General features: G+C 70.2%; 15 protein-coding genes. 1 reads left to right on the top strand and 14 read right to left on the bottom strand.

Translation table 11 applies throughout. The annotated features are described in order from the left end of the window. Positions 1–235: 235 nt before the first annotated feature. Positions 236–1,960, bottom strand: coding sequence for an amylo-alpha-1,6-glucosidase (locus tag ACZ6QO_RS37455; protein ID WP_465858209.1), 1,725 nt, complete (start codon positions 1,958–1,960; stop codon positions 236–238). Positions 1,961–2,333: 373 nt separating this feature from the next. On the opposite strand from ACZ6QO_RS37455, the gene ACZ6QO_RS37450 reads away from it, so the two are divergent. Further along, the gene (locus ACZ6QO_RS37450) at positions 2,334–3,362 is read left to right on the top strand and encodes a LacI family DNA-binding transcriptional regulator (protein ID WP_465858207.1); all 1,029 of its coding nucleotides are present in this window, start codon (positions 2,334–2,336) and stop codon (positions 3,360–3,362) included. A 76-nt stretch (positions 3,363–3,438) separates the two neighbouring features. Here ACZ6QO_RS37450 and ACZ6QO_RS37445 read toward each other — a convergent pair whose 3' ends face one another. The 13 genes from ACZ6QO_RS37445 to ACZ6QO_RS37385 all read right to left on the bottom strand — a co-directional run bounded on the left by ACZ6QO_RS37445 (position 3,439) and on the right by ACZ6QO_RS37385 (position 23,829). Further along, entirely contained in the window at positions 3,439–5,823 is a 2,385-nt protein-coding gene (locus ACZ6QO_RS37445; RefSeq protein ID WP_465858205.1) for a ricin-type beta-trefoil lectin domain protein, read from the bottom strand. Between the two features lie 355 nt (positions 5,824–6,178). Next, positions 6,179–7,417 carry a CE1 family esterase gene (locus tag ACZ6QO_RS37440; RefSeq protein ID WP_465858203.1) on the bottom strand — a complete coding sequence of 413 codons (1,239 nt, stop codon included), beginning with the start codon at positions 7,415–7,417 and terminating at the stop codon, positions 6,179–6,181. A 703-nt stretch (positions 7,418–8,120) separates the two neighbouring features. Then, positions 8,121–8,858, bottom strand: coding sequence for a MerR family transcriptional regulator (locus ACZ6QO_RS37435; RefSeq protein ID WP_465858201.1), 738 nt, complete (start codon positions 8,856–8,858; stop codon positions 8,121–8,123). A gap of 234 nt (positions 8,859–9,092) precedes the next feature. Then, positions 9,093–9,935, bottom strand: a complete 843-nt coding sequence (locus ACZ6QO_RS37430) for a carbohydrate ABC transporter permease (protein WP_465858200.1) — start codon at positions 9,933–9,935, stop codon at positions 9,093–9,095. A gap of 10 nt (positions 9,936–9,945) precedes the next feature. Further along, on the bottom strand, positions 9,946–10,905 hold the full coding sequence (locus ACZ6QO_RS37425) for a carbohydrate ABC transporter permease (protein WP_465858198.1): 960 nt from the start codon (positions 10,903–10,905) through the stop codon (positions 9,946–9,948). 76 nt (positions 10,906–10,981) lie between these two features. Continuing rightward, entirely contained in the window at positions 10,982–12,256 is a 1,275-nt protein-coding gene (locus ACZ6QO_RS37420; RefSeq protein WP_465858196.1) for an ABC transporter substrate-binding protein, read from the bottom strand. A gap of 498 nt (positions 12,257–12,754) precedes the next feature. Next, positions 12,755–16,276: a ThuA domain-containing protein gene (locus ACZ6QO_RS37415; RefSeq protein WP_465858194.1), complete on the bottom strand. Its 3,522-nt coding sequence runs from the start codon at positions 16,274–16,276 to the stop codon at positions 12,755–12,757. Then, the gene (locus ACZ6QO_RS37410; protein ID WP_465858192.1) at positions 16,246–17,208 is read right to left on the bottom strand and encodes a sugar phosphate isomerase/epimerase family protein; all 963 of its coding nucleotides are present in this window, start codon (positions 17,206–17,208) and stop codon (positions 16,246–16,248) included. The genes ACZ6QO_RS37415 and ACZ6QO_RS37410 overlap by 31 nt, the downstream gene beginning before the upstream one ends. After that, positions 17,205–18,362: a substrate-binding domain-containing protein gene (locus tag ACZ6QO_RS37405; RefSeq protein ID WP_465858222.1), complete on the bottom strand. Its 1,158-nt coding sequence runs from the start codon at positions 18,360–18,362 to the stop codon at positions 17,205–17,207. The genes ACZ6QO_RS37410 and ACZ6QO_RS37405 overlap by 4 nt, the downstream gene beginning before the upstream one ends. A 93-nt stretch (positions 18,363–18,455) precedes the next feature. Continuing rightward, positions 18,456–19,385 carry an ABC transporter permease gene (locus tag ACZ6QO_RS37400; protein ID WP_465858190.1) on the bottom strand — a complete coding sequence of 310 codons (930 nt, stop codon included), beginning with the start codon at positions 19,383–19,385 and terminating at the stop codon, positions 18,456–18,458. Further along, positions 19,382–20,383 carry an ABC transporter permease gene (locus ACZ6QO_RS37395; RefSeq protein WP_465858188.1) on the bottom strand — a complete coding sequence of 334 codons (1,002 nt, stop codon included), beginning with the start codon at positions 20,381–20,383 and terminating at the stop codon, positions 19,382–19,384. The genes ACZ6QO_RS37400 and ACZ6QO_RS37395 overlap by 4 nt, the downstream gene beginning before the upstream one ends. Further along, positions 20,380–21,804: a sugar ABC transporter ATP-binding protein gene (locus tag ACZ6QO_RS37390; protein ID WP_465858220.1), complete on the bottom strand. Its 1,425-nt coding sequence runs from the start codon at positions 21,802–21,804 to the stop codon at positions 20,380–20,382. The genes ACZ6QO_RS37395 and ACZ6QO_RS37390 overlap by 4 nt, the downstream gene beginning before the upstream one ends. A gap of 210 nt (positions 21,805–22,014) precedes the next feature. Continuing rightward, entirely contained in the window at positions 22,015–23,829 is a 1,815-nt protein-coding gene (locus ACZ6QO_RS37385; protein WP_465858186.1) for a ThuA domain-containing protein, read from the bottom strand. Positions 23,830–23,940: the final 111 nt, after the last annotated feature.

Genomic DNA, 23,940 nt, shown 5'->3' with positions numbered 1-23,940 from the left:
ACCCCCACTACCCCCCCCCCCCCCCCCCCCCCCCCTCCCCCCTCCCCCCCCCCCCCCCCTCCCCCCCCCCCCCGGGCCCCTCCTTCGCGAATTCGACCGGACCGGCCGGGGAGCGCGCCCCGCGCACGAAGAGGGCGCCGTCCGTCGGAAGGCGACCATCCGTCGGAAGGCGACCATCCGTCGGAAGGCGACCATCCGTCGGAAGGCGACCATCCGTCAGGAGGAGGGCCGTCCGTCAGGAGGAGGGCGCGGCCGCGCTCCCCTCCCGGCGTTCGTGGGCCGCGGCGAGGATGAGGTACGCGGCGGCCGTCCAGGTGTAGGCGCGGTCGCGGAGGCCGGCCCCGCTGAGCGCGTCGAAGTTCTCCGCGAACCCCGACTTCTCGCACAGGCCGCGGAAGCGCGCGCTGATCTCGTCGGCCAGCTCCGTGTATCCCGCGCGGCGGAGCCCGTCCTCGATCAGGACGGTGGCGGGCGCCCAGATGGGCCCGCGCCAGTACCCGTCGTCCTGGTAGTGCGGAGAAGTGGGCAGCTCCGTGGCGAGCCCGAAGACCGTCAGGTGCCGCTCGACGCCGGCCGCCAGCGACGCGCGGACGGCCTCTGGCAGCTCCTCCCCCAGCACGATCGGCATCAGGTCGAGCAGGCTGGAGCCGGACCACGTGCGTCCCGACCGCGCGCTCCGGGCGACGAACCGGTCGCCGGTCCACAGCTCGGCGAGCAGCGCGTCGCGCATGCGGTCGGCCGCCCGCGACCAGTGGGCCGACTCCTCCGGCCGGGCGAGCCCGGCGGCCAGCCGGGAGAGCTCGCGCATCTGCAGGACGAGGAAGGCCGCCAGGTCGGCCGTCTCGACGACGCGCTCGGGGTCGAAGGTGGTGGCGTTGTCCCATCCGCTGTCGTTGCCGTGCTGGTAGTGGGCGAGCTCGTGACCGGGGATGCGCCGGCGGTCCAGCCAGAAGGACGTCCACCGCTCCAGCCGGCGGTAGACCTCGGCCGGTTCGCGTTCGTGTGACGGGTCCAGCCGCCGCAGCGCCCAGCCGTGGATGGGGGGCTTGACGAAGTTGTAGAGGATCTCGGAGTGCGTGATCGAGTCCGGCAGCGCGCCGGCGGCGTCCTGGTGGTCGAACACCATGTGGAACTGGTCCCATGCCAGGTCGGGCAGGCCCCGCGCGAGGGCGATGGCGTTGAAGCAGTGGTCCCAGCTCCACACCTTGTCCATCCAGTGCTTGGACATCAGCACCGCGGGACGGGTGACGAACCCCGCCGGGCGCACGGTGGCCGACCACAGGACATAGGCGGCCAGCTCAGCGGCGGGCGTCCGGTCGCCGCGCCAGGGCGCCACGGCGTCCCGGAAGGCCTCGAACTCGGCCCGCGCGGCGGACGCGACCGCCTCGAAGTCCTCGCCGCGCTCGTAGGGGGCGCGGGCGGCCTCGTACTCCTCGATGGCGATCTCCCACGGCCCGTCGCCGGGCAGCACGATGCCGCGCGCGGCCGTGCCCAGCACCTGCGCGCCGAGGTGTTCCGCGACGCGTCCCTCAAGAAGCGTGACGCGGTAGCGGCGCCCGGTCTGGTAGACGGTGAACACCCACGAGCCGTCGACGGGATCCTGGTAGAAGTACGGGCCGCTGAACGGCGTCAGGACCATCTCGGCCGCCTGCAGGCGCAGGCCGAGGCCGGCGCCCCGCACCCGCACCGTGTCCGTGCTCTCGTAGGCGACGTCGATATGCCCGGCGTCGCAGCTCCAGGTAAGCCGGTGCGGTGCGGCGGTGACGGTCGTGTCGGCGCGTGCGCCCTTCGCGGTGGGGATCAGCCGCAGGATCGGATGCATGCCGGTCTGGTGCGACACCAGGTGGACGTCCGGCGCGTAGTTCTTCTCGGCGATCACCGCGGAGAAGCCGAACCACGATCCGCGGTAGCTGAACGGGATCTCCCACGGGGAGAACACCGGGCCGGCGGCGACGGTCATGAATCGAGGGCCCTTCTGGGGAGAGGAGGCGGTCAGTTCTTCACCGCGCCGGCGGTGACGCCCGCGGCGACGTGACGCTGTGCGATGACGAGCGGGACGGCCATGGGTTGGAGGCGGTCACGGCGGTGGCCGGCGTTCCAGCCGCCAGGCCGGGGCCGGCCGCGGGCCGGCCCGTTGCCGCTGGTTCCATCCTGACCTCCGCCGATGCGTTACGCGACCGTTTCGTAGCTCCCCGATCGAATCGGTTCGACAAACATAAGTCCGGATATTACCCCCGTCAATCGACGGACCGGGAGCCACCTCCGCGCACTCTTCCCTGCAAACGATTCGACCTACGATGGTGCGTATCTGTTCGACCACGTGAGGAGACCGGGTGAACATCGGGGAGATCGCCAGGCGGTCGGGTGTGTCCCGCAGCACCGTCTCGTACGCCCTGAGCGGCAAGCGCCCGGTGTCAGAGGAAACGCGGCAGCGCATCCAGGCGGTCATCGACGAGCTCGGCTACCGCCCCAACGCGACCGCCAAGGCGCTCAAGGAGGGCAGGACCCGCACCATCGCCTTGGTCATCCCCCCGGCCAGCACGCGGCTGACCGACGTGCAACTCGGCTTCGTGGCCAGCGTCGTCGACGCCGCCGGCCGCGCCGACCTGGACGTCCTGCTGTCGCCCTCGGGCGGCGAGCACGACCGTTCCTTCGAGCGCGTGATCGGCGGCAGGCGCGTGGACGGCGTCATCCTGATGGAGATCCGGCTGCAGGACGACCGCGTCACCCGCCTGCGGCAGACCGGGCTGCCGTTCGTCACCATCGGCCGCGACCGTCACCCCGAGGACACGACCTGGGTCGACATCGACAGCGACATCCTGATCTACAAGTGCGTCCACCACCTGGCCGATCTGGGCCACCGTCGCGTCGCCCTGGTCAACCGCTCGGCCGAGCTGGTGGCCACCGGGTACGGGCCCTCCTACCGGGCCCAGACCGGCTTCACGCGCGCGCTCGCCGAACGCGGCGTCGAGGGCGTGGAGATCTGCTGTGCCGACGACGCCCAGTCCGGCGTGTCCTGTGTGCAGCGGCTCCTGGAGGAGCATCCCGGACTGACCGCCATCGCCACCATCAACGAGGCCGCCCTGCCGGGCCTGTTCCGCGGCATCGAACACGCCGGCCTGGCGGTGCCGCGGGACTTCTCCATCACCGGGCTCGCCGCGCGGCACCTGGCGGAGAACCTGCACCCTCCGCTCACCGCCGCGGACGTGCCCGCCGACGAGCTGGGCGCCCGCGCCGTCGAGCTGCTCATCGAGCGCATCGCCGACCCTGCCACACCTCATCGCGAACTCCTCCTCGCCCCGCCCATCTCGCTGCGCGGCACCACCGCGCCCGCGCGTCCCCGCGACTCGTCGCCCTCCTGACGACCGGGAGGAGCGGCGGCACGGCCGGCCTTCGCCGGGGCGGCGGAGCGCCGCCCCGGCGAAGGTGACGGCGGAGTCAGCTGTTGAGACTCCAGCGCTGGTTGGCGCCGCCGTTGCAGGACCACAGGTTGAGCTTGGTGCCGTTGGCGGTGGCGTTGTTCGGCACGTCGATGCACAGCCCTGACTGCACTCCGGTGATCGTGCCGCTCGAGTTGACGTTCCACTGCTGGTTGGTCTGGCCGTTGCAGTCCCAGATGATCAGCTGGGTGCCGTTGCTGGTGCCCTGCCCGTAGGCGTCCAGGCACTTGTTGCCGTACACCTGCAGCTGCTTGCCCGAGGTGTAGGTGAACCGCTGGCTGGTGGCGCTGCCGCAGTCCCAGATCTGCGCCTGGGTCCCGTTGGCGGTGCTGGAGCCGGTGATGTCGACGCAGCGGCCCGACCCGGCCCCGACGATGCGCACGCCCTGCTGGTCGCCGCCACCGCTCTGCGGCCCGGCCGACGCCATCACCGACTGGGCGCCCGACGGCCAGTTGCCGTTGGAGACCGTCACGTTGTTGTTGACGACGTTGCCGCGGTCGCCGTTGGTGATGTTGGTGCTGCTGTTGCTCGTCCAGTTGCCGGTGACGGTGAAGTTGCCCATGTTCTCACCGCCCCAGTAGTTGGCGGTGGCCCAGGTGCCGATGGAGTTGAAGACGTTGTTGCGGGCGGTGTAGTACTTGGAGCCCTCGTCGAAGTAGAGCCCGAACCAGCCGTTGGTCCGCAGGCAGTGGTTGTCGCTGATCACCGCGCCCGGGTTCCACGAGAGCGTGTAGATGCAGCCGCCGTCGGTCATCTGCTGCATGACGTCGTGCACGTAGTTGCCGATGAGCTGGTTGTTGGACGCCGTGGTGGCCGTGGTGTACCGGGGCTGGTAGTTGTACAGGCCGCGGTTGGCGTACTGGGTGCTGCCGCCGGGCTCGTTGGCCCCCCAGCCGTACCCGATCGACATGCCGGTGTAGGGCATGTTGTAGACCTCGTTGTGGGAGACGAGGGCGGTGGCGACGTAGGTGGTCACCACCGAGACCACGCCCCGGTACTCCAGCCCGAGGTCGTGGATGCGGTTGTTGCTGACGGTGATGTTCCGGTTGACCATCCGCTGGTCGCCGGGGTGATGCGCGTCGGCGCGCACGCCGCCGACCACGATGCCGCCCGCCGAGTTGCGGGCGATCTCCGACCGGGTCACCGTGACGTTGCTGGCGCCGAGGCCCACACCGCTGGCATGGCCGTTGGCGTCGTTGCCGATGCCGATGGCCGTCTGCCCCAGGTTGACGAACTGGGAGTCGGTGAAGGTGATGTTGTTGGCGGCGGACACCTGAACGGCCGCGGGCATCTGGTACCAGTTCGGGCGGGTCGCTTCGAACTGCTGGCAGCCCTCATGGCAGGAGGTGAAGCTCGGCCAGCTCCAGTTGCCGGCCATGTAGGCGCCGGTCTGCTGGTCCACGTAACCCTGGTTGCCGCTCGGCCCGCGCCAGCTCGTGCCGGAGAAGGTGATCCCGCTGAAGGTGATGTGGTGCGCGGGCGCGTCGTAGGTGCCCCCGACGTTCACCAGTGACTCCAGCAGCGGCAGCTCCACGCTCACGTTGCTCATGTTCTGCCCGGAGAGCGGGATGTAGGAGAGCACGCCGGTCCCGGGGTTGACGTACCACTCCCCCGGCGCGTCGAGGAACTCGTAGGCGTTGGTCAGGTAGAGCGGGCCCGCCCGGTGCGGGCTGGAGAAGGTGTCGTAGCCGAAGTTGTTGTTGTTCCACGCGGGCTGCTGCATCGTGATGAGGTTCCCGCTGATGCTCTGCACCGGCGAGTACCGGTCGGTGAACGAGCCGACGCTCTCCATCTCGACCCGGCTCTGACCGGCCAGGTTGTTCAGGTAGCTCAGCGCGCTGTTGGTGAACCTCATCCCGGTGCTGCCGGCGGTGAAGTCGGACCGGTTGACCGCCGTGCGCGCCCGCGTGGCGATGGCGCCGTTGACGTAGAGCTGCCGGCTGTCGATGCCGGTGCCGACGTTGGCCTGCCAGATGTTCCTCGCGGAGTTGGCGAGCGACCAGCCGGTGACCGCCTTGGCTCCGCTGATCACCGGACGCGCCGACGCGGCCGCCCGCCAGATCACCTGGTATCCGTTGGCGCCGGAGTCGGCGGCGGTCAGCCGCAGCGGCGCGGAGAGCCGGTACACCCCGTCGGCCAGCTCCACGACGATGTCCCCCGACATCCCGCCGGTGCGCGCCCGCACCGCGGCCTGCGCGCCGGCCAACGAGCACGGCTGGGCGGCGGAGCAGTCGGTGCCGGTGCCCGAAGGAGACGCGTAAAGGGTCGTGGTGGCCGCCAGGACGGGCGAGGGCGCCACCAGCGCGACCGCGGCGGTCAATCCGAGTGCGGCGACTCCGGCCGACACCAGCCTGCGCATCGCGGCGCGCGATAACTCGAACACGGGAGCTCCTTAGGTCGATGGGCCGGAAACGTAACTCGTATGACGTCTCACGTCAAGAATGCGGCGTGGTGCGTAGTCGTTCATGAAGTCGTCGATCTCGTGCCGGTGCCAAGCGGGCGCTCGAACGAGCGGCCGGGAGCGTGTTCGCGGGCCCGGCGGGCTGGGAGCGCGGCCGTTTCGTGCTCGGGCGGACGGACGTGCGCGGGTCGCTCGCTTCGGCGAGCGACCCGGGCGGGGCCGGTCGGCCGGCCCCGCCGGGAGTGACCCGTGCCGGGCCGGTCGGCCGGCCCGGCGACGGATCTGCGAGGGTTGGGTGGGCGGTACGGGTCAGGCGCGTCGAAGCGCCGTCACCCGATCAGGAGGCGGTGCAGGAAACGGCGGGCGTGGCCGCGCTGCCGTTCGCGGTGAAGCCGAACGAGGTGCTGCCGTTGGCCGCGATCGAGCCGTTGTAGGTCTCGTTGCGAACGGTCACGCTGGATCCGGAACCGGAGCGGACGCCGTTCCACAGGCTGTTGATGGTCTGCCCGCCGGGCCAGGTCCAGCTGACCGTCCAGCCGCTGACGGCGCTGGTGCCCGCGGCGACGGTGACGGTGGACTGGAAGCCGCCGGGCCAGGAGTTCGTGGTCTGCATCGTGGCCGAGCATCCCCCGGGCTGCGGCGTCGGCGTGGGAGTGGGGGTGGGGGTCGGCGTGGGGGTGGGGGTCGGCGTGGGAGTCGGCGTCGGGGTGGGCGTCGGGTCGGTGGAGGTGCTCTGGAACTGGGAGAAGAACTTCCACACCTCGCCCTTGGTCCAGGTCTGGGCGCCGTTCCCGGTGTAGGTCCCGTCGACGGGGTCGGGCAGGTGGCCGTTGTCGAACGCGGCCCACACGACCGGGTATCCGGCGCGGCATCCGGAGTAGGCGGTGACGATGTGCGACCGGCTGCCCTGGCTCGGCTCGGGCGGGTTCTGCGCGGTGCAGCCGTTGTTACGGACGAACCTGTCGCGCAGCGACCGGCCTTGCGAGATGTTCAGGACGTTGTCGGTGATGCCGTGCAGTCCCATGTAGGCGACGGGCTGGGTGCCACCGTTGCAGCCGCTGAGCTGCGCGCCGGAGAACACCGCGACCGCGCGGAAGACGTTCGGGCGCGAGCACGCGAGGGAGAAGCTCATGGCGCCGCCGTAGCTCCACCCCATGGCGAAGCGCAGCGAGGTGTCGACGCAGAGGTCCGACTCGACCTGGCGCAGGATGTCGTCGACGAAGGTGACGTCCTCGCCGCCGTTGTTGGCCCAGCCGTTGTTGAAGCCCTGCGGCGCGACGAAGATCGCATTGTTGTTCGACAGCTGCCGCTGCCCGTAGTACGACCAGGAGGCTCCGGCGCTTCCGCCCGAGTCGACGTCGTTCATGGTGCCGTTCAGCCAGTGCAGGCCGACGAACAGCCGGTACTGCGTGTTGTTGTTGTAGTTCGAGGGCAGCCGCAGGATGTACTGGCGGTTCTTGCCGCTGGTCGTGATGTTCCGCGTTCCGCTGGTCAGCGTCGGATTCTTCCCGCATCCCGCGGTACCCGCGAGCGCGGCGGCGCCGGCCGTCCGCGCGGCCTCCCCGACGCTGCTCATCGCCGCGCGCCCCGTGGCCAGAACGAGAAGTACCGCGACCGCGATCGCCCCGAATAAGGATCTGCGTTTTGCCATCACACAACTCCGGTCATGGGTACGGAAATCGATGTATCGATGCATCTGTGGGAGAGGCCATTCACTTCTCCCGGGTCGGATGGGAGCTCGGCCGGCCGCATACGCGGATCCTGATCGGGAGAATGCCAGGGCAATGTGAAACGCATCCCGGGTGACGGCAGGCTCCGGGAGGTACGAGACCGTTGTTAGCGTTAACACACGTGCGTTGGCGAGCACTCCTTTCACGCGCCCGCGCAGAGGCGCCCGTGCAGCGGAGCAAATATGACGACGCCGACGCCTGTCAAGCATGGGGCTTTCCGGCGGGCGCGCCATCGCCCGCCGGCGCCCATCGCATTCACGTCTGATCTGCGAAACCGCCGAAACGAACGCCCACGTCGCACGGTGAAAATTACAGCTGCCGCAGTGCGCCGCGACTCGGGCATATCTGGCCGAATCGATCGGGGCGACCTGGCTTGAGGAACGGCCGCGGCGGCGGCGTCAGAGCGCCCGGCGGGCACGGATTCCTGAGATTTTCAGCGAGCGCGTCCAGCGAAAGACGCGGAATCGGCCGGCCACAGTTAGCGCTCACAACCGGCCGTGCGCCGCTCACCCTCCGGTGCGGCGCGCTCCCGCGCCGCACCGGAGGCGGTCAGGCGCCGAAACCGACCGCGAACGCCCGCTGGAGGTAGGCCCAGGACGGTGCGGTCAGCACGCCGCGGGTCGCGGCCTCGGGCCCTTTACGGCCGATGCGGGCGTAGATCGAGGACATCATGGCCGGTTCCCCGCCCGCCATGTCCCGCACCACCGCGGTCCATCGTCGTGCCAGCTCCTGCACGGCCGGATCGGCCGGGTCCGTTCCGGCGTCGATGTGCGTCTGGAGCTCGGCGACGATCTCGCCGCCCTGTCGCCGCCATTCGGCGAACCTGCCGGGGAATCCCGGCTCCGCGTGCCGCCGTTTCGCCCGCGCCAGTTGTTCGTGCGTGAAGTCGTTCGCCCGCACCAGTGCCTCCATGGTCTCGATGAGCTGGTCGATGGACGGCTCGGCGGCCCCCAGGATGGCCTGCAGCAGGGCCGTGAGCCGCACGCGCAGGCGGCGGTGCGTCTCGATGGTCCGCTCGACGCGGGCGAGCTGGGCGCGTACCGCCGAGCCGAGGTCGTCGAGGTCGCCGTCGAGCGACCCGGCGATCTGGGCCAGCGGCATCCCGAGCTGGCGCAGCGCGAGGATCCGGTACAGCCGGCGGACGTCGCCGCCGGTGTACAGCCGGTGCCCGGCCGGCGTGCGCGACGTCGGCGCCAGCAGGCCGATCCGGTCGAAATGATGCAGGGCGCGGACGGTGAGCCCGGTCGCCGCGGCCAGGTCGCCGATCTTCCAGGACCGTTCGTCCATGCGATCACCCGATCCGTCCCGCGCGGTGGCCGACGCGGCGCCCTGCCGTCGCCGCCGGGTCGACGCTATTACCTGACGCGACGTCAGGCACAAGCCCTCAGAACCCTCGGATGCCGCCGGCCGCGCCCGGCGCGGCGTCGGGCGGCGCCGGCCGGCGCGTCGCCGGCCCGGACGCCGGCAGGACACAGGGAGGACGCCGGGAGGGCGCGCTCACGACCCGCCCGGAGACGGTCCTCAGCCCTTGAAGGCGCCGTCCATGATGCCGGCCACCATGCGCCGGCCGACGAAGATGAACAGGACGAGCAGCGGGAGGGTCGCGAGGAAGGAGCCGGACATCGCGAGCCCGAGGTCGATGTTGAAGTTCGTCTGCAGGGCCTTGATCGCGATCTGGACGGTGTACATCTCCGGCGACTTCAGCACCACGAACGGCCACAGGAAGTCGTTCCAGGCGTAGACGAACCCGATCAGGCCGAGCACGAACGCGGCCGGCCGCACCAGCGGGAACGCGATGCGCCAGAAGATCTGCCAGGTGGTCGCCCCGTCGATGCGGGCCGCCTGGAGGATCTCGTCGCTGATGGCGTTGGTCATGTGCTGGCGCATCCAGAAGATCCCGAACGCGTTGGCCAGACCGGGGACGATCAGCGCCTGCAGGGTGTCCACCCAGCCCAGCGAGGAGATGATCATGTACTGCGGGACGATGGCGAGCTGGGTGGGCACGGTCATCGTCAGCACGACGAGCAGGAACAGCAGGTCGCGGCCGCGGAAGCGCAGTTTGGCGAACGCGAAGCCCGCCAGAGCGCAGAGCAACGCCTGACCGACGGCGATCGTCCCGGCCACGACGAGGCTGTTGATGATCGACCGGACGAACGGCACGGTCGTGAAGACCAGGCTCGCGAGGTGGAAGAAGTTGCCGCCCGGGACGACCCTCGGGGGCAGCTCCGTGGCCGCCGCGGTGTCGGTGGTGGCGACGACGAACATCCAGTAGAGCGGGAACACGCAGGCGAACGCGGCGAGGACCAGCAGGGCGTAGACCCACCACCGGAGACGGTCGCCGGAGCGCGGTGTCGTCCTACTCATGATCGCTCCCTCATGCCCTCTCCGGGCGGGTCCGGGTGGACAGGAAGTAGTTGAGCGCGGCGAGCACCACGACCATCACGAACAGCGCCACGCCGATCGCCGCCGCGTACCCGAACTTGAACTGGGTGAAGCCCTGCTCGAACAGGAAGAGGGTCAGCGTCTGGCACTGGCGGATCGGCCCGCAGGTGTTCGGCGCGCTGCGGGAGATGAGCAGGGGCTCGGTGAAGGTCTGCAGCCCGTAGATGGTCGAGGTCACGATGGTGAACACGATGACCGGCCGCAACGCGGGGATGGAGATGTGCAGGAACTGCCGCAGGTTGCCGGCGCCGTCGACGGCGGCCGCCTCGTAGATCGTCCGGGGGACGGCCTGCAGGGAGGCGAGATAGAGCAGCGCCGTGTAGCCGAACCACCGCCAGGTGATCATCACGGCGATCAGCACGTGGCTGCCCGCCACCGACTGGATGAAGTCGATGTGCTCGAAGCCCAGAAGGCCGAGCAGCCAGTTCAGCAGCCCGTAGTCGCGGTCGAACATCTGGGCGAAGACGATCGCGGTGGCGGCCACCGAGGTGATGTACGGCAGGAGCATCGACATGCGGAAGAACACCGCGAAGCGCAGCCGGACGTGGTTGAGCAGGTGCGCCAGCACGAGCGCCAGCAGCAGCTGCGGCACCGTCGACAGCACCCAGATGCTGACGGTGTTGCGCGCCGCGTTCCAGAACCGCACGTCCTGGAGCAGCCGGGTGAAGTTGTCCAGGCCGACGAACAGGTGCTCGCCGATCGGGTTCCAGTCGAACAACGCCACGTAGAAGGTGAACAGCAGCGGGATGAGGCCGAATATCGCGAACAGCGCGAAGAACGGGGTGATGTAGGCGTAGGGGGCCACGAACTCGGTGAGGCCGCCCCGGGCGGTCTTGCTCACCGGCGCCGGAGGGGGCGGCGCCGCCTTGGCAGGGCTGATACTCGTCGTCACGGGTGTGGTCGCTTCCCCGCCGCCGGTGCCGGGCGTCCGGGACGCCGGGCGCCGGCGGCGCTCGTGGCAGAGGGTCCTAGCCGCCGATCGCGTTCTTGATGTTGGTGATCGCCGCGTCCCACGCCTTGGCGGGGTCGCCCTTGCCCTGCTCGACGTTCTGGAGGGCGTTGCCGAACTCCGTGCCGATCGTGGTGCTGTCCGGCCCGATGAGGAACGGCTTCAGGCCGAGCAGCGAGTTGGTGTAGATCGTGCCGATGGGCGCGCCGGAGAAGAACGGGTCCTCGACCGAGGTGAGCTTCGGGTCCTTGTAGACCGACGGGGTCGAGGGCAGCGACCGGGCCTGGGAGAAGTGGTCGAGCTGGCCCTGCGGCGACTGGGTGGTGGCGATGTACTCCCAGGCGGCCTTCGGGTTCTTGGCGCCCTTGGGGATGGCGAGGAAGCTGCCGCCCCAGTTACCCGATCCGCCGGGGATGGTGGCGATGTCCCACTTGCCCTTGGTGTCGGGGGCGTTGTCGCGGATCGCGCCGAGCAACCAGACCGGTGCGGAGATGACGGCGAAGTCCCCCTTCTTCATCGCGGCGCTCCAGCCGTCGGTGAACGAGCTCTGCTTGGCGGTGATCCCGGCGGCCATCGCCTTCAGCGCCTGGTCGAAGGCGGTCTTGACCTGGGGGCTGCTCTCGTACACCAGGTTGCCCTGGGGGTCGTAGTACTTCTGCTCCCCCTGGTTGACCACCTGTGAGTAGACGCTCGTGGCGGCGTTGTCGACGAACGCCTTGCCGGTGGCCTCCTTGTACTTCTTGCCGGTCTCGATGAACGCGTCCCAGGTGGGCCAGAGCTTGCTCACCTCCTCGCGGTCCGTCGGCAGCCCGGCCTCCTTGAACAGGTCGGTCCGGTAGGCGACGGCCATGCCGCCGACGTCGGTCGGGATGCCGATGATCGAGCCGTCCTTGGCCGTGGACTGGCTGATCACCCAGTCGAGGTAGTCGCCCTTGGTCTTGTCGGCGCCCAGCGTTCGCAGGTCGACGAAGTTCTGCGGCTGCTGGACGAACTTGGGCAGGTCGTCGCCCTGGATCAGCACCAGGTCGGGCACCTTGCCGCCCGCGAGCGCGGTGGTGAGCGCCTGCGCCGTCTCCTGGGCGCCTCCCACCTCGGTCAGCTTGATCGTGATGTCCGGTCTCTTCGCCTTGTACTCCTCGGCGGACCCCTTCGCGTTGATCCCGGTGAACGACCAGAACTCGAACGTCTTGCTGTCCGATCCACCGGTGGCCGTCGTCCCGGTCGACGAGCCGGAACAACCTGCCACGGTGAGAGCCGCGGCGAGCGCGAGCGCTGAGACGATGCGGAACTTCACGGCGTCCTCTTTCACTTGCTGTGGTCGGGGGACAGTGGTGTCAGAGCCGGTATGGGCGGCACTCGCCGATCGCCCGGCGCTCCCGGATCGGACGTGTGCCGCGCTCCTTCGTTCTGGCCGGAGGACCGACCGCGACGTGTGCCACGGAGGTGCGGAACGACCGGGTCGCACACCTGACGGGGCCGTTCGGACCCGCGGCTACGGCGCTGACCGGGCGTTCGAGGATCGCACTTCCAGTACGACGGAAAAGACCGGAAATTTCGGGGGGTGGTGCCGATCGTTAACTGGGGACACTAGGCCCGGCTCATGGAGAGCGTCAACAATCTCCCGGCAACAGCACTGAAACAATCGGCTGAGAGTCGCAAGTTTCGGAGGCGTACTTCGGGCATCACCGCGAAGGCCGACGGGCCGGTCGGCGGTGAGCCCGCCGGCCCGGCCCGTCGGCACGAAGTCGGGGCGAGGCCCGGCGCCCGCGCGAGGCGGGCGCCGGGTGTCGCGTCAGTTCAGCTGGGTGAGCCTCCATTGCTGGTTGGTGCCGCTGTTGCAGGACCACTGCACCAGCTGGACATCGTTGGCCGTGGAGGCGTTGGGAACGTCCAGGCACTTGCTGCTGAGCACCGAGATGACCCGGTACACGCCCGTGGTGCCCGTGGACTCAAGCCGCCACTTCTGGTTGTTGCCGCCGTTGCAGGTGTACTGCCGGATGAGGGCGCCGTCACTGGTCGAGGAGTTGGTGACGTCCATGCACTTGCCACTGTGCACGGCGGCCAGGGTGTAGGTCCCGTTGCCGGCGTCTGTCGCCTTCCACTGCTGGTTGGTTCCCGTGCCGGCCGTCCACTGGATGACGGCGGCGCCGTCGGCGGTCGACGCGCCACGGACGTCCGCGGCCTTGCCGCTGTGCACCGCGGTCATCGTGTAGGTGCGCGCCTGCGGGGTTCCGGTGCCCGTCCCGACGCCCTTGCCGTTGAAGGTGATCGAGTCCAGGTCGAAGGAGTTCACCGTCGAACCCCGGAACACCATGTAGACGTTGTGGGTGCCGCCGGGGTTGGTGACCGTCGCGGCCGACGTGGACTGGTAGCTGCTCCACCCGCCGGTGGCCGGCACCGAGCTGGTCGCGATGAGCGCCCCGGTCGGCGAGTCGGCCCGCAGCTCGATCGACGCGCCCGTGTTGGACGGCGACGCGACGCGGTACTGCACCGAGTCGATCCCGGTCAGGTTCATCGGGGTGAAGGAGATCCAGTCGCCGGCGGAGATGTCGCCGACGCGCCTGCCGCCCTCGGCTCCGCTGTCGTCGACCACCCGGACGCCGGACGATCCGGTGAAGAACTCGGCCTGCTTGTGCTTGGGCTGCAGCGTGATCCCGGTGCTGCCCTTCAGGCCGCCCTTGTCGGTGTACTCGCCGATCAGCGCATAGTAGACGTTGGCGGCCTCGTCATGCCCGGACGCGGTGGTCGTGATCGTTCCGGAGCAGCCGGTGACCTGGCCGGTGTCATGGCTGTGCTGGTCGTGCCCGAGCGCGGGGATCACCGTCACCTTCGAGCAGTCGACGGCGCCGTCCTCGGGGTCGGTGACGGTCACGTTGTAGTTGACGGTGTCGCCGAAGTTGATGAACCCGCCGTCCGGCGGCGCGCTGAAGGCGACCGTGGGACGGGTGTTGCCCACCCCGATGGTCAAGGTGATGGTGCCGGTCTTCCCGCCGGAGTCCCGCACGGTCAGCCTGGCGGTGTAGTTGCCGTTGGAGGTGTAGGTGTGGGACGGGTTCGCGCTGGTCGAGGTCCCGCCGTCCCCGAAGTCCCAGGCGTAGGTGATCGCGTCGCCGTCCGGGTCGGAGGAGCCGGCGGAGGAGAACGCGACGGTCAGCGGCGCGCTGCCGGAGTCCGGCGAGGCGCTCGCCTTGGCGATCGGAGAGCGGTTTCCGCCGGCGCCGCCGACGTAGTCCACCCGGTAGATGCCGTCGTCGGTGTTGTCGTGGCCGAAGCCGTTGCCCCAGTCGGCGTAGTACATGGCGCCGTCCGGGCCGAACTTCATGTCGATCGGCGCGTGCGGGGCGAGCTGCGGGACCAAGGAGTTGATCTTCAGCAGGTTGCCGGAGGAGTCCAGCCGCAGTTCCTTGAAGAAGTTGCGGCTCCACTCATAGAGGAACGGCGTCTTGTCGAAGTACTCCGGCCACTTGCGGTCGGAGGAGCTGTTCGGGTCGTAGTGGTAGAACGGGCCGCCCATCGGGGCCGCGCCGCCACAGCAGTTGATCTCGGGGAACTCCGAGGACGCGTGGTAGTTGTACCAGATGGTGGCCGACTTGGCCGCGGGCAGGTTGGTCAGGCCGGTGTTGTTGGGCGAGTTGTTGACCGGCGCCGAGCAGTTGAACTTGCCACCGGAAGTGTTGGTGGCGAAGTTGAAGTCGTTGAACGGGATGTTGTTGCCGACGCAGTAGGGCCAGCCGTAGTTGCCCGGCTCCTTGATCAGGTTCCACTCGACGGTGCCCTCGGGACCCCGGTTGGAGTTCGCGGACCCCGCGTCGGGACCGTAGTCGGCGGCCGAGATCCAGCCGGTCTCCTTGTCGACCGAGAAGCGGAACGCGTTGCGGAAGCCCATCGCGTAGATCTCGGGACGCGTCTTGGCGGTCCCGGGCGCGAAGAGGTTGCCCTGCGGGATGGTGTAGGTGCCGTCGGACTCGGGGTGGATGCGCAGGATCTTGCCGCGCAGGTCGTTGGTGTTGGCCGCGGAACGCTGCGCGTCGTAGTGCTCGCGCCCGGAACGCTCGTCGATCGGGGCGTAGCCACTGGAGCCGTTGGGGTTGGTGTCGTCCCCAGGCGCGATGTAAAGGTTGCCGTTCGGGCCGAACGTTATGTAGCCGCCGGTGTGGCCGGGCTCGTCGACGTTGCGGTACGCGGGAACCTCGATGATCTTCTTCTCGCTGGACAGGTCGAGCGAGGTGCCGTTGACCGTGAACCGGGACACCCGGTTCACCTCACCGCCGTTGCTGGGCGAGTAGTTGATGTAGATCCAGCGGTTGGTGGCGAAGTTCGGGTCGAGCGCCAGGCCGATGCCGCCGTCCTCACCGCCGTCGTACACCGACAGGGTGCCGATCGTGCGCGGGGCGCCGCCGGGGGCGATCATGTTGACCTTGCCCGACCGGGAGATGTAGTACACCGTGCCGTCGGCGGCCACGTCCAGCTCCATGGGCTGGTCGGGCGCGCCGTCGAGGGTGACCTTCTGGTACCGGCTGGTGACCGTGCCGCCGCAGTCGCCGGGCTCGTAGCCCGCCGCCCACTTGACCCCGCCGAGCAGGTGCTGCTTGAACGACGCCTCGGAGTAGGAGGAGGCGTTGTGGCCCATCGCGGTGGCCCACACCCGGCCGCCCTCAGGGTTGTGACACCAGGAGATGGGGTGGTCGGCGCCCATCTTGTTGCCACCGGCGTCGTAGGTCGTCTCGTCCGCGGTGACCAGCACGTGGACGGAGCCGCGCATGTTCCTGTCGAAGTTGTACCACTCCTCGGTGCGCGTCCACCGGTCCGGCAGGCCCCTGGTCGACGGGTGCACCTTGTCGGCGACCTTGGCGGTGCCCTGCACGATGTTGGAGTGCTGGGTCATGTGGGCGCCGCCCAGCACGACCTGGTCCCACCAGGAGAACTGCGACTCGATGTTCATGTCGACGGCGTTGTGGATCGCGACGATGCCGTGTCCACTGCGCACGTACGCCTGAGCGGCCGCGCGCTGTGAGTCGTTGTCCCAGACCATGCCGGAGGTCTGGAGCATGATCACCGCGTCGTAGTTGTTCAGGTTCGTCGTGTTGAAGACGCTCGAGTCCTCGCTGCGGTCGAGCTGGAAGTTGTTGTCCGCGGCGAGTTGCTGGAACATCGTGATGCCGGCGCTGATGGAGTCGTGCCGATAGGCGCCGGACGCCGTCTTGCTGAACAGCAGCACCTTGTACAGCGGGGCGGCGGCCTGCGCCGGCACCGCGCTGAACGGCAGCATCAGCAGCGCGGCGGTCAGGAGGTAGAGCAGGCGTGGTCTTCGCATAAGGGGTCTCCAGAGGGTGCACCGGTTCCGGTCCGGTGTCGGGGGTTGGGGAGGGGGGACGTCGAAGGCGGGCCGTCCTGCCCGGCCGAGCCGTCCGGCCGGCCCGGGAGCGTGCGCAGGAAGGCCAGTCCGTCGGTCGCGAGGGCGTCCTGGGAAGGGGCGAGCGGGCGCCAGACGGACGCGGCGGTGGCGATGGTGGTGTTGTCGGCGGTGAAGGACTCGATCACGAGCGGGCCGGTGTAGCCCACGTCCTGGACGGCCGCGGCGAAACCGTGCCAGTCGAAGTGGTCGGCGCCCGGCGCGCCGCGGTCGGTCCCGCACACCTGGATGTGCGCGATCCGGTCGCCGGCCAGCCGGACGGCCGCGAGCGGGTCCTTCTCCTCGATGTTCATGTGGTAGGTGTCCAGGGCGAGGCCGCAGTCGTCCGGGAGGGCTTCGAGGGCCTGCTCGACGGTGTTCAGCAGGCTGGTCTCGTACCGGTTGAGCGGTTCGACGCCGATCCGCACCCCGTGCTCGCCCGCGTGGTCGAGGACCGGCCTGAGGTTCTCCCTGAGCTCGGCGTAGACGGCGCGGCGCTCGTCCGGGCTCATCAGCCAGGTCCGGCCGACGGAGGCGTAGGCGGGCCCGCTGACCGCGGGCGCGCCGACGGCCACCGCGACGTCCACGCAGTGCCGCAGATAGTCCTGGGTCTCGCCGATGGTCCAGCTCGGGGCGCTGACCAGCTCGCGCCCCACCGGCATCGTGAGCACGACCGACGCGCCCAGCCCGAGCTCGGCCAGCAGGTCCGCGGCCCTGCCGGGGTCCCATTCGCCGGGCCGCTCGATCGGCAGCTCGATGACGTCGAACCCCCAGGCCGCGATCCGCGGCGCCAGGGCGGCCAGCGACTCGTCGGTGAGCGGCGAGACCCAGACCCAGGTGTTGACGCCGATCAAGGCTTGCCACCCCACTTCTCGGGGTAACCGGGCAGGTCCTCACAGCCGCACAGCGCGTAGTGCAGCGGCGGCATGCCGGGCTTGAGGTAGGAGGCGAGGTTCTCCTGGGTGACCGTCGGCTGCGGCAGGTTCCAGACCTTCGGCACCTGCTCGCCCTTGAGGACCTTGAGCGCGGCGATGATGGGCGTCCGCCACTGGTACGTCGGGTAGGTCGGGGCGATCGCGGTCAGCTTCGCGTCGCTCCACTTCTGCAGGAAGTCCTCCTGGTCCTCGCCGTTGATCGGCGGCACGGGCTGCCCGGCGTCCTCGAACGCCTCGACCGCCGCGACGGCGGTGGCGCCGGCGTCCATCCAGACTCCATCGATCTTGCCGTGCCGCTGGATGTAGTCGCCGACGATGCTCTTGGTCTTGGCGGCGTCGCCGTCGGTGAACTCCACCCCGACGACGTCGAGGTCGCTCTTGTCGAAGGCGACCTTCGCCGCCGACCAGCGGGTCTCCAGCACGTCCACGCCGGGCAGGATGCGCAGCGCGAGGATCTTCCCGCCGGCGGGCACCTTGCCGACGAGGAACTCGGCGGCCTCGGCGCCGAAGGCGTAGCCGCCGATCGGCTTGATGAAGGTGACCGGGCAGTCGGTCTGCACTCCCCGGTCGAACACGATCACGGGCAGCTTGGGGCACGCCCCGGAGACCGCGGGAGTCAGCGTCGCGGTGGTGTTGGGTGAGACGATCAGCGCGTCGCAGCCCTTGCCCTGCAGCTCGGCGATGTCGGAGATCTGCTTGTCGTCCTTGCCCTCGGCGTCGAGCATGGTGAACTTCTCGATCTCCTTGTGCAGGGCGACCTCCGCCTGCATGGTCTTCAGCCCGACCTGCCGCCAGGGGTTGTTGACCGCGGCGTTGGAGAAGCACAGGTGGTAGGGCCCGTCCTTCTTGTACTGGGCCGTGTCGACGGGCTCGGCGCCGATGGTCTGCTCCCATGGCTTGCCGTCCGGGCCGTCCGGCTTCGCCGACCGCATCGCCATCTGGGCGTCGTAGTCGGCCTGCACGAAGAACTTCGACTGCGCTCCGGTCCCCGTGCCGGAGGACTCCGCCGCCGAGGCCGTCGCCGAGGGCGGCGCGGCGGAGGGGACGGGCTTGTCGGTGGTGCACGCGGCCATCGGCACTGCCAGTCCGGCCAGCGCCACGCCGGCGAGCGTTCGCCGCGAGAGATATCGCAAGATCGTTCCGTTCCTTTCGGGTCGGGTATCGGGTCAGGTCGCCGCGGCTCTCCTGCGCGGGAGGCTCACGGCCCCCAGCGCCACCGCGGCGATGATGATGACCCCCTGCACGGCCGGCTCCAGAGCCCCCGAGATGCCGTACAGGTTGAGCAGGGTGAACAGCGCCTCCAGGGTGAAGGCGCCCGCCATCGCGGCGACCACGGAGCCGCGGCCGCCACCGAGGGCCACGCCGCCGAGCACCACCGCGGTGATGGCTTGGAACTCCAGACCGACGCCCACCTGGGCGGACACGCCGGCGAAGCCACCGAGCAGCACCGCCGCGACCGCGGCGGAGAGCCCGGAGATCATGAACGCCACCGTCCTGACCCGCGCGACGCGGACCCCGGACAGGGCCGCGGCCCGGTCGTTGTCGCCCGCCGCGACGAGCGTGCGGCCGAAGTCCGCGCGCATCGCCCGGATCGCCACGGCGCCGGCCACCACCAGGATCAGGACCGACCAGGGCACCGGGCCGAGGCTGCCGCGGCCGAACTCGCGGAACTGCGCGGACAGGGCGCCGCGCGGGGCGCCGCCGGTCCACAGGAAGACCGCGCCGGACAGGATCAGCAGCATGCCGAGCGTGGTGATGAACGACGGGACCCGCAGCACGGTGGTGACGACGCCGTTGACCAGCCCGGTCAGCAGGCCGAGGGCGATCAGCAGGGCCAGCACGGGCCAGGTCGCCCCCGCCGAGCCGTCGATGAGCCGGGCGGCGATCACCACCTCGGCGGTGACCAGCGAGCCGACCGACAGGTCGTACTCACCGGACACGATCACGAAGTACTGCCCGGCCGCGAGGATCACCAGCGGCGCGGCGCGCTTGACGAAGGCGAGGAAGGCGGGCGGCTCCAGGAAGTACGGGTTGACGACCGCGATGGCCACCAGCAGCCCGGCCAGCACGACGAAGATCGGCAGCGCTCGCCTCATGCCGTACGCCTCCCGCGCGCGTAGATCGCCAGGGCGGCCACCAGGACCACGCCGCGCACGACGTCCTTGGCGAAGGAGTTGATCTCAAGCTGGTTGAAGACGCTGTCGAGGACGGCGAGGAGCAGGACTCCGCCGACGGTGCCGGCGACCCCGCCGCGGCCGCCGGCCAGCGCGGTCCCGCCGAGCACGACCGCGGCGATCGACTCCAGGTCGTAACCGCCGTCGGTCCCCACCGTCGGGGCGCCCGCGCCGAGCCGGGAGGCGAGCAGCAGCCCGGCGATCCCGGCGCATACCGAGCACAGCACGTGGGCGATGACCACGACCCGCCCGGTCCGCACGCCCGACAGCCGCGCGACCTCGGCGTCGCCGCCCACGGCGTAGATGCGGTGGCCCAGGCGCGTCCTGCTCAGCAGGAACCACGCCGACGCCGCGACCGCGGCCCACAGCAGCGCCGACACCGGCAGCGGGCCGATGCGGTCGTACCCGAGGTGCTGGAACGAGGGGGGCACGCTTCCGGCCGGCCCGTCGTACCGCCAGTCCAGCACTCCCCTGATGATCAGCGCGACCCCGAGGGTGGCGATGAAGGGATGCACCTTGAGCCGGGTGACGACCAGTCCGTTCACCAGCCCGACGGTCGCGCTCACCGCCAGCGCCGCGGCGACCGCGGGCACCACCCCGGCGTCCTGGCCCGCCATGATCTCGGCCGTCACCAGGGAGGTCAGGCTGATCAGGTAGGCCACCGACAGGTCCAGGCTCCCGGTCAGGATCGCCACGGTCTGGCCCACGGCGACGATTCCCAGCGCCGCCGACCGCTGCTGGATCCCGACGATGTTCTCGACGCCCAGGAAGCTGCCGCCGTCCAGTTCGAACAGCACCCACCCCAGCGCGACGAGCAGGGCCAGGGCCAGGTACACGGCGCGCGCGGGCCGGTCGGACGACACCCATCGGAGTGACGTCACCCGGGCGGGGACGCGCCGCGGCTTGACGTGCTCGGTCATGACGCGGCCGCCAGGCGCATGACGTCCTCCTCGGACGGGCCGGCCGGCAGTTCCCCGGTGACGCGGCCCTCGCGGAGCACCACGATGCGGTCGCTCATCCCGATCAGCTCGGGGAGCTCGGAGGAGATCATGAGGATCGCCATGCCGCCGCGCGCGAGTTCGCGCATCAGATCGTGGATGGCGGCCTTGGCGCCGACGTCGACGCCGCGGGTCGGCTCGTCGAACAGCAGGACGCGCGGCGCGACCGCCATCCACTTGGCCAGCACGACCTTCTGCTGGTTGCCGCCGGACAGCAGCCGGACCTCCTGCGTGGGGCGGGGCGGGCTGAGCCGTACGCGTTCCAGCAGCCGGTCGACTCCCGCCGGGCGCCCCCCGGTGGCGCGGGCGACCAGCAGGGCGTTGTCGCGCACCTGCTGACCGAGGAGCAGTCCTTCCGCCTTGCGGTCCTCGGTGACCAGCCCGATGCCGGCCGCGATGCCCTCGCGGGGCGTGCGGGGGCGGCAGGGGGTCATCTCGCCGGTGGTGAACGGCTCGGCGCCGAACAGCGCCTTGGCCAGTTCGGTGCGGCCCGAGCCCTGCAGCCCGCCCAGGCCGACGATCTCTCCCGCCCGCAGGTCGAGGTCGATGCCGCGCAGCCTGGCGTTGCCGCCGCCGCGCACGCTCAGCAGCACCTCGCCGGGTGGTTCCGCGGCCCGGGGCGGGAAGTAGGAGTCCAGTTCCCGTCCGACCATCATGCGGATCAGGGCGGCGGTGTCCAGGGTGGACGCGGCCGCGGTGGCGACCCGGGCGCCGTCCTTGAGCACGGTGATCCGGTCGGCGAGTTCGAAGATCTCGCGGAGCCGGTGCGAGATGTACAGCACCGCGATGCCGCGCGAGGCGAGCCGCCGCACCAGTGTGTAGAGCAGCTCGACCTCGTGGTCGGCCAGGGCGGCGGTCGGCTCGTCCATCACCACGATGCGCGCGTTCAGCGACAGCGCCTTGGCGATCTCGACGACCTGCTGCCGCGCGACCGAGAGCCGCCGGACGAGGTCGCGCGGGCCGAACGACTCCTCTCCGAGCGAACGCAGCAGCTCACCGGTCGCCGACTCCATCGCCGCCCGGTCGACCAGCCCCCACCGGCCCGGTTCCCGGCCGAGGAACACGTTCTCCGCGACCGTCCGCTCCGGCAAGAGGGTGAACTCCTGATGGATGATCGCCACTCCGGACCGCTGCGCCTCGACCGGGTGCCCGAACGACACGCGCCGGCCGTCGATCTCGATCGTCCCTTCGTCCGGGCTGTGCACGCCGGCGAGGATCTTCATGAGCGTGGACTTGCCTGCGCCGTTCTCCCCCACCACGGCGTGCACCTCTCCGGCGGCCGCCTCCAGGTCCACGTCCCGCAGGACCCGGACGCCCAGGAAGCTCTTGCCGATGCCGGTCATCTTCAGCACGCGGCCCGCCCCGCGTGCCATACGCCGGCGCCGGCCGGGACGGGTGCCGGGCACGTTCGCACGGCTGTGGGACCGTCCGCGACGGGGGGTGTGCGCACCGCGTATGACGCGGATCGGGGCATGAGCTCTCCTAGAAGAACGGATGGGAGCCGGCGGAGGACACCGGGAGCGGTGTCCTCCGCCGTGGTGAAGACGACCGGGTCAGACCCGGGCCCACTTCTGGCCGGAGGAGCCGTTGCAGGTCCAGATCTGCGCCCTGGTGCCGTTGCCGGTGCCGTTGTTGGCGAGGCTCAGGCACTTGCCGGCGCCGATGGCGGTGATGGTGCCGTCGCTGTTGAAGCGCCACTTCTGGTTGTTCTGGCCGTTGCAGTCCCAGATGATCACACTGGTCCCGTCGCCGGTGCCGGCGCCGTTGACGTCCAGGCACTTGTTGCCGTAGACCCGCAGCTCACTGGACGCGGTCGAGGTCCACCGCTGGTTGGTCTGACCGTGGCAGTCCCAGATCTGCGCCACCGCGCCGTTGGACTGCGAGGCGCCGCTGATGTCCAGGCACCGGTTCGAGGCCACTCCCCGGATCGCGGTGGTGGTGCTGGGGGTGGGCGTCGGGGTCGGGGTCGGGGTCGGGGTCGGGGTGGGCGTCGGGGTGGGGTTGGGACCGCTCAGTTCCTTGACGCGGATGTTGCGGTAGGCGACCGTGTTGCCGCTGCCGTGGTTCTGGATGCCGATGTAGCCCTGCTGCAGGGAACGGGCCGAGTTGGTGTTGGTGAAGTCGTTGATCTTCACGCCGTTGAGGAACACCTGGAGGCGCTCCCCCTCGACCAGCAGCTCGAAGGTGTTCCACTGACCGGGCGGGTTCAGCGCCGCGTCGCGCGCGGCGATGTCGGCGGACTTGACCCCGTAGATGGCGCCGGTGGTCTTGTCGTCGGCGTCGGTGGCGTCGATCTGGACCTCGTAGCCGGTGTCCAGTGCGGTCTGGGGGTCGGTGGTGGGGGGGAAGCCGACGATCACTCCGGAGTTGGAGTCGCCGGTCAGCTTCCAGTCGAGCTTGAGGGAGTAGGAGCCGTACTCCTTGGCGCTGTACCAGAGCATGCCCATGCCGCCCTGGGAGGTCAGCGTGGCGTCGGAGTTGGTGAACGACCCGGGACCGGCCTGGGTCCAGCCGTTGGTGGAGCCGTTGTAGATCGCGGTGTAGCCGGTCTCCGGACGGCAGTCGGCCTTCGCGACTCCGGCGGCGTAGCGGATCCCGCCGAGCAGCAGGGTGCGGAAGCCGGACTCGGAGTACGACGCCTGGCTGTGGCCGAGGCCGGTGTAGAACGATCGGCCGCCGGACTGCGGGTGGCACCAGGTGATGGGGTGGTCGCCCATGTTGCCGCCGCTGTAGCTCGACTCGTCCAGCGTCTGCAGGACGTGCACGTTCGGGCGGGGGTTGGCGCGGTAGTTGTACCACTCGTCGCTGCGCGACCACGTCGGACCCAGATGGGCGGTGGCCGCGTGCGCGCGGTCCTCGGTGCGCACGGTCGCCTGCTGGATCGCCGGGTGGTTGTTGAACCAGGCGCCGACGAGCTGACCGTAGTAGGGCCAGTCGTACTCGGTGTCGGCGGCGGCGTGCACGCCCACGTATCCGCCGCCGCCGTCGACGTAGGACTGGAACGCCGACTGCTGGGAGGAGTTCAGCACGTCCCCGGTGGTGCTGAGGAAGATCACGGCCTTGTACTGCGCGAGGTTGCCCGTGGTGAAGGCGCCGGCGTCCTCGGTGCTGTCCACCGAGAAGTCGTTGGCGGAACCCAGGTCACGGATGGCCTGGGTGCCGACGCCGATGGAGTCGTGCCGGAAACCGGCGGTCTTGGAGAACACGAGCACCTTGAAGGCCGCCGCCTGGGCGGGCACCGCGGTGACCACGGCGGCGGCCGCGGTGGCGACCGCCAGCATGGCGAGCGTCAGGCGTCGCGGCATGGAGGTGCCGCGGGCGCGCTCGGTGGTGTGCGCGGGCTCGCCGCTGGTCGGATGTCGCAGCATGGGTTGTCCTTCCGTCGTGGGGGGGGGGGGGGGGGGGGGGGGGGGGGGGGGGGGGGGGGGGGGGGGGGGGGGGGGGGGGGGGGGGGGGGGGGGGGGGGGGGGGGGGGGGGG

Source organism: Sphaerisporangium sp. NPDC049457 (assembly GCF_055586705.1).
Note: the sequence above shows the minus strand (reverse complement) of the source record. Positions and strands in the feature narration are given on the sequence as shown.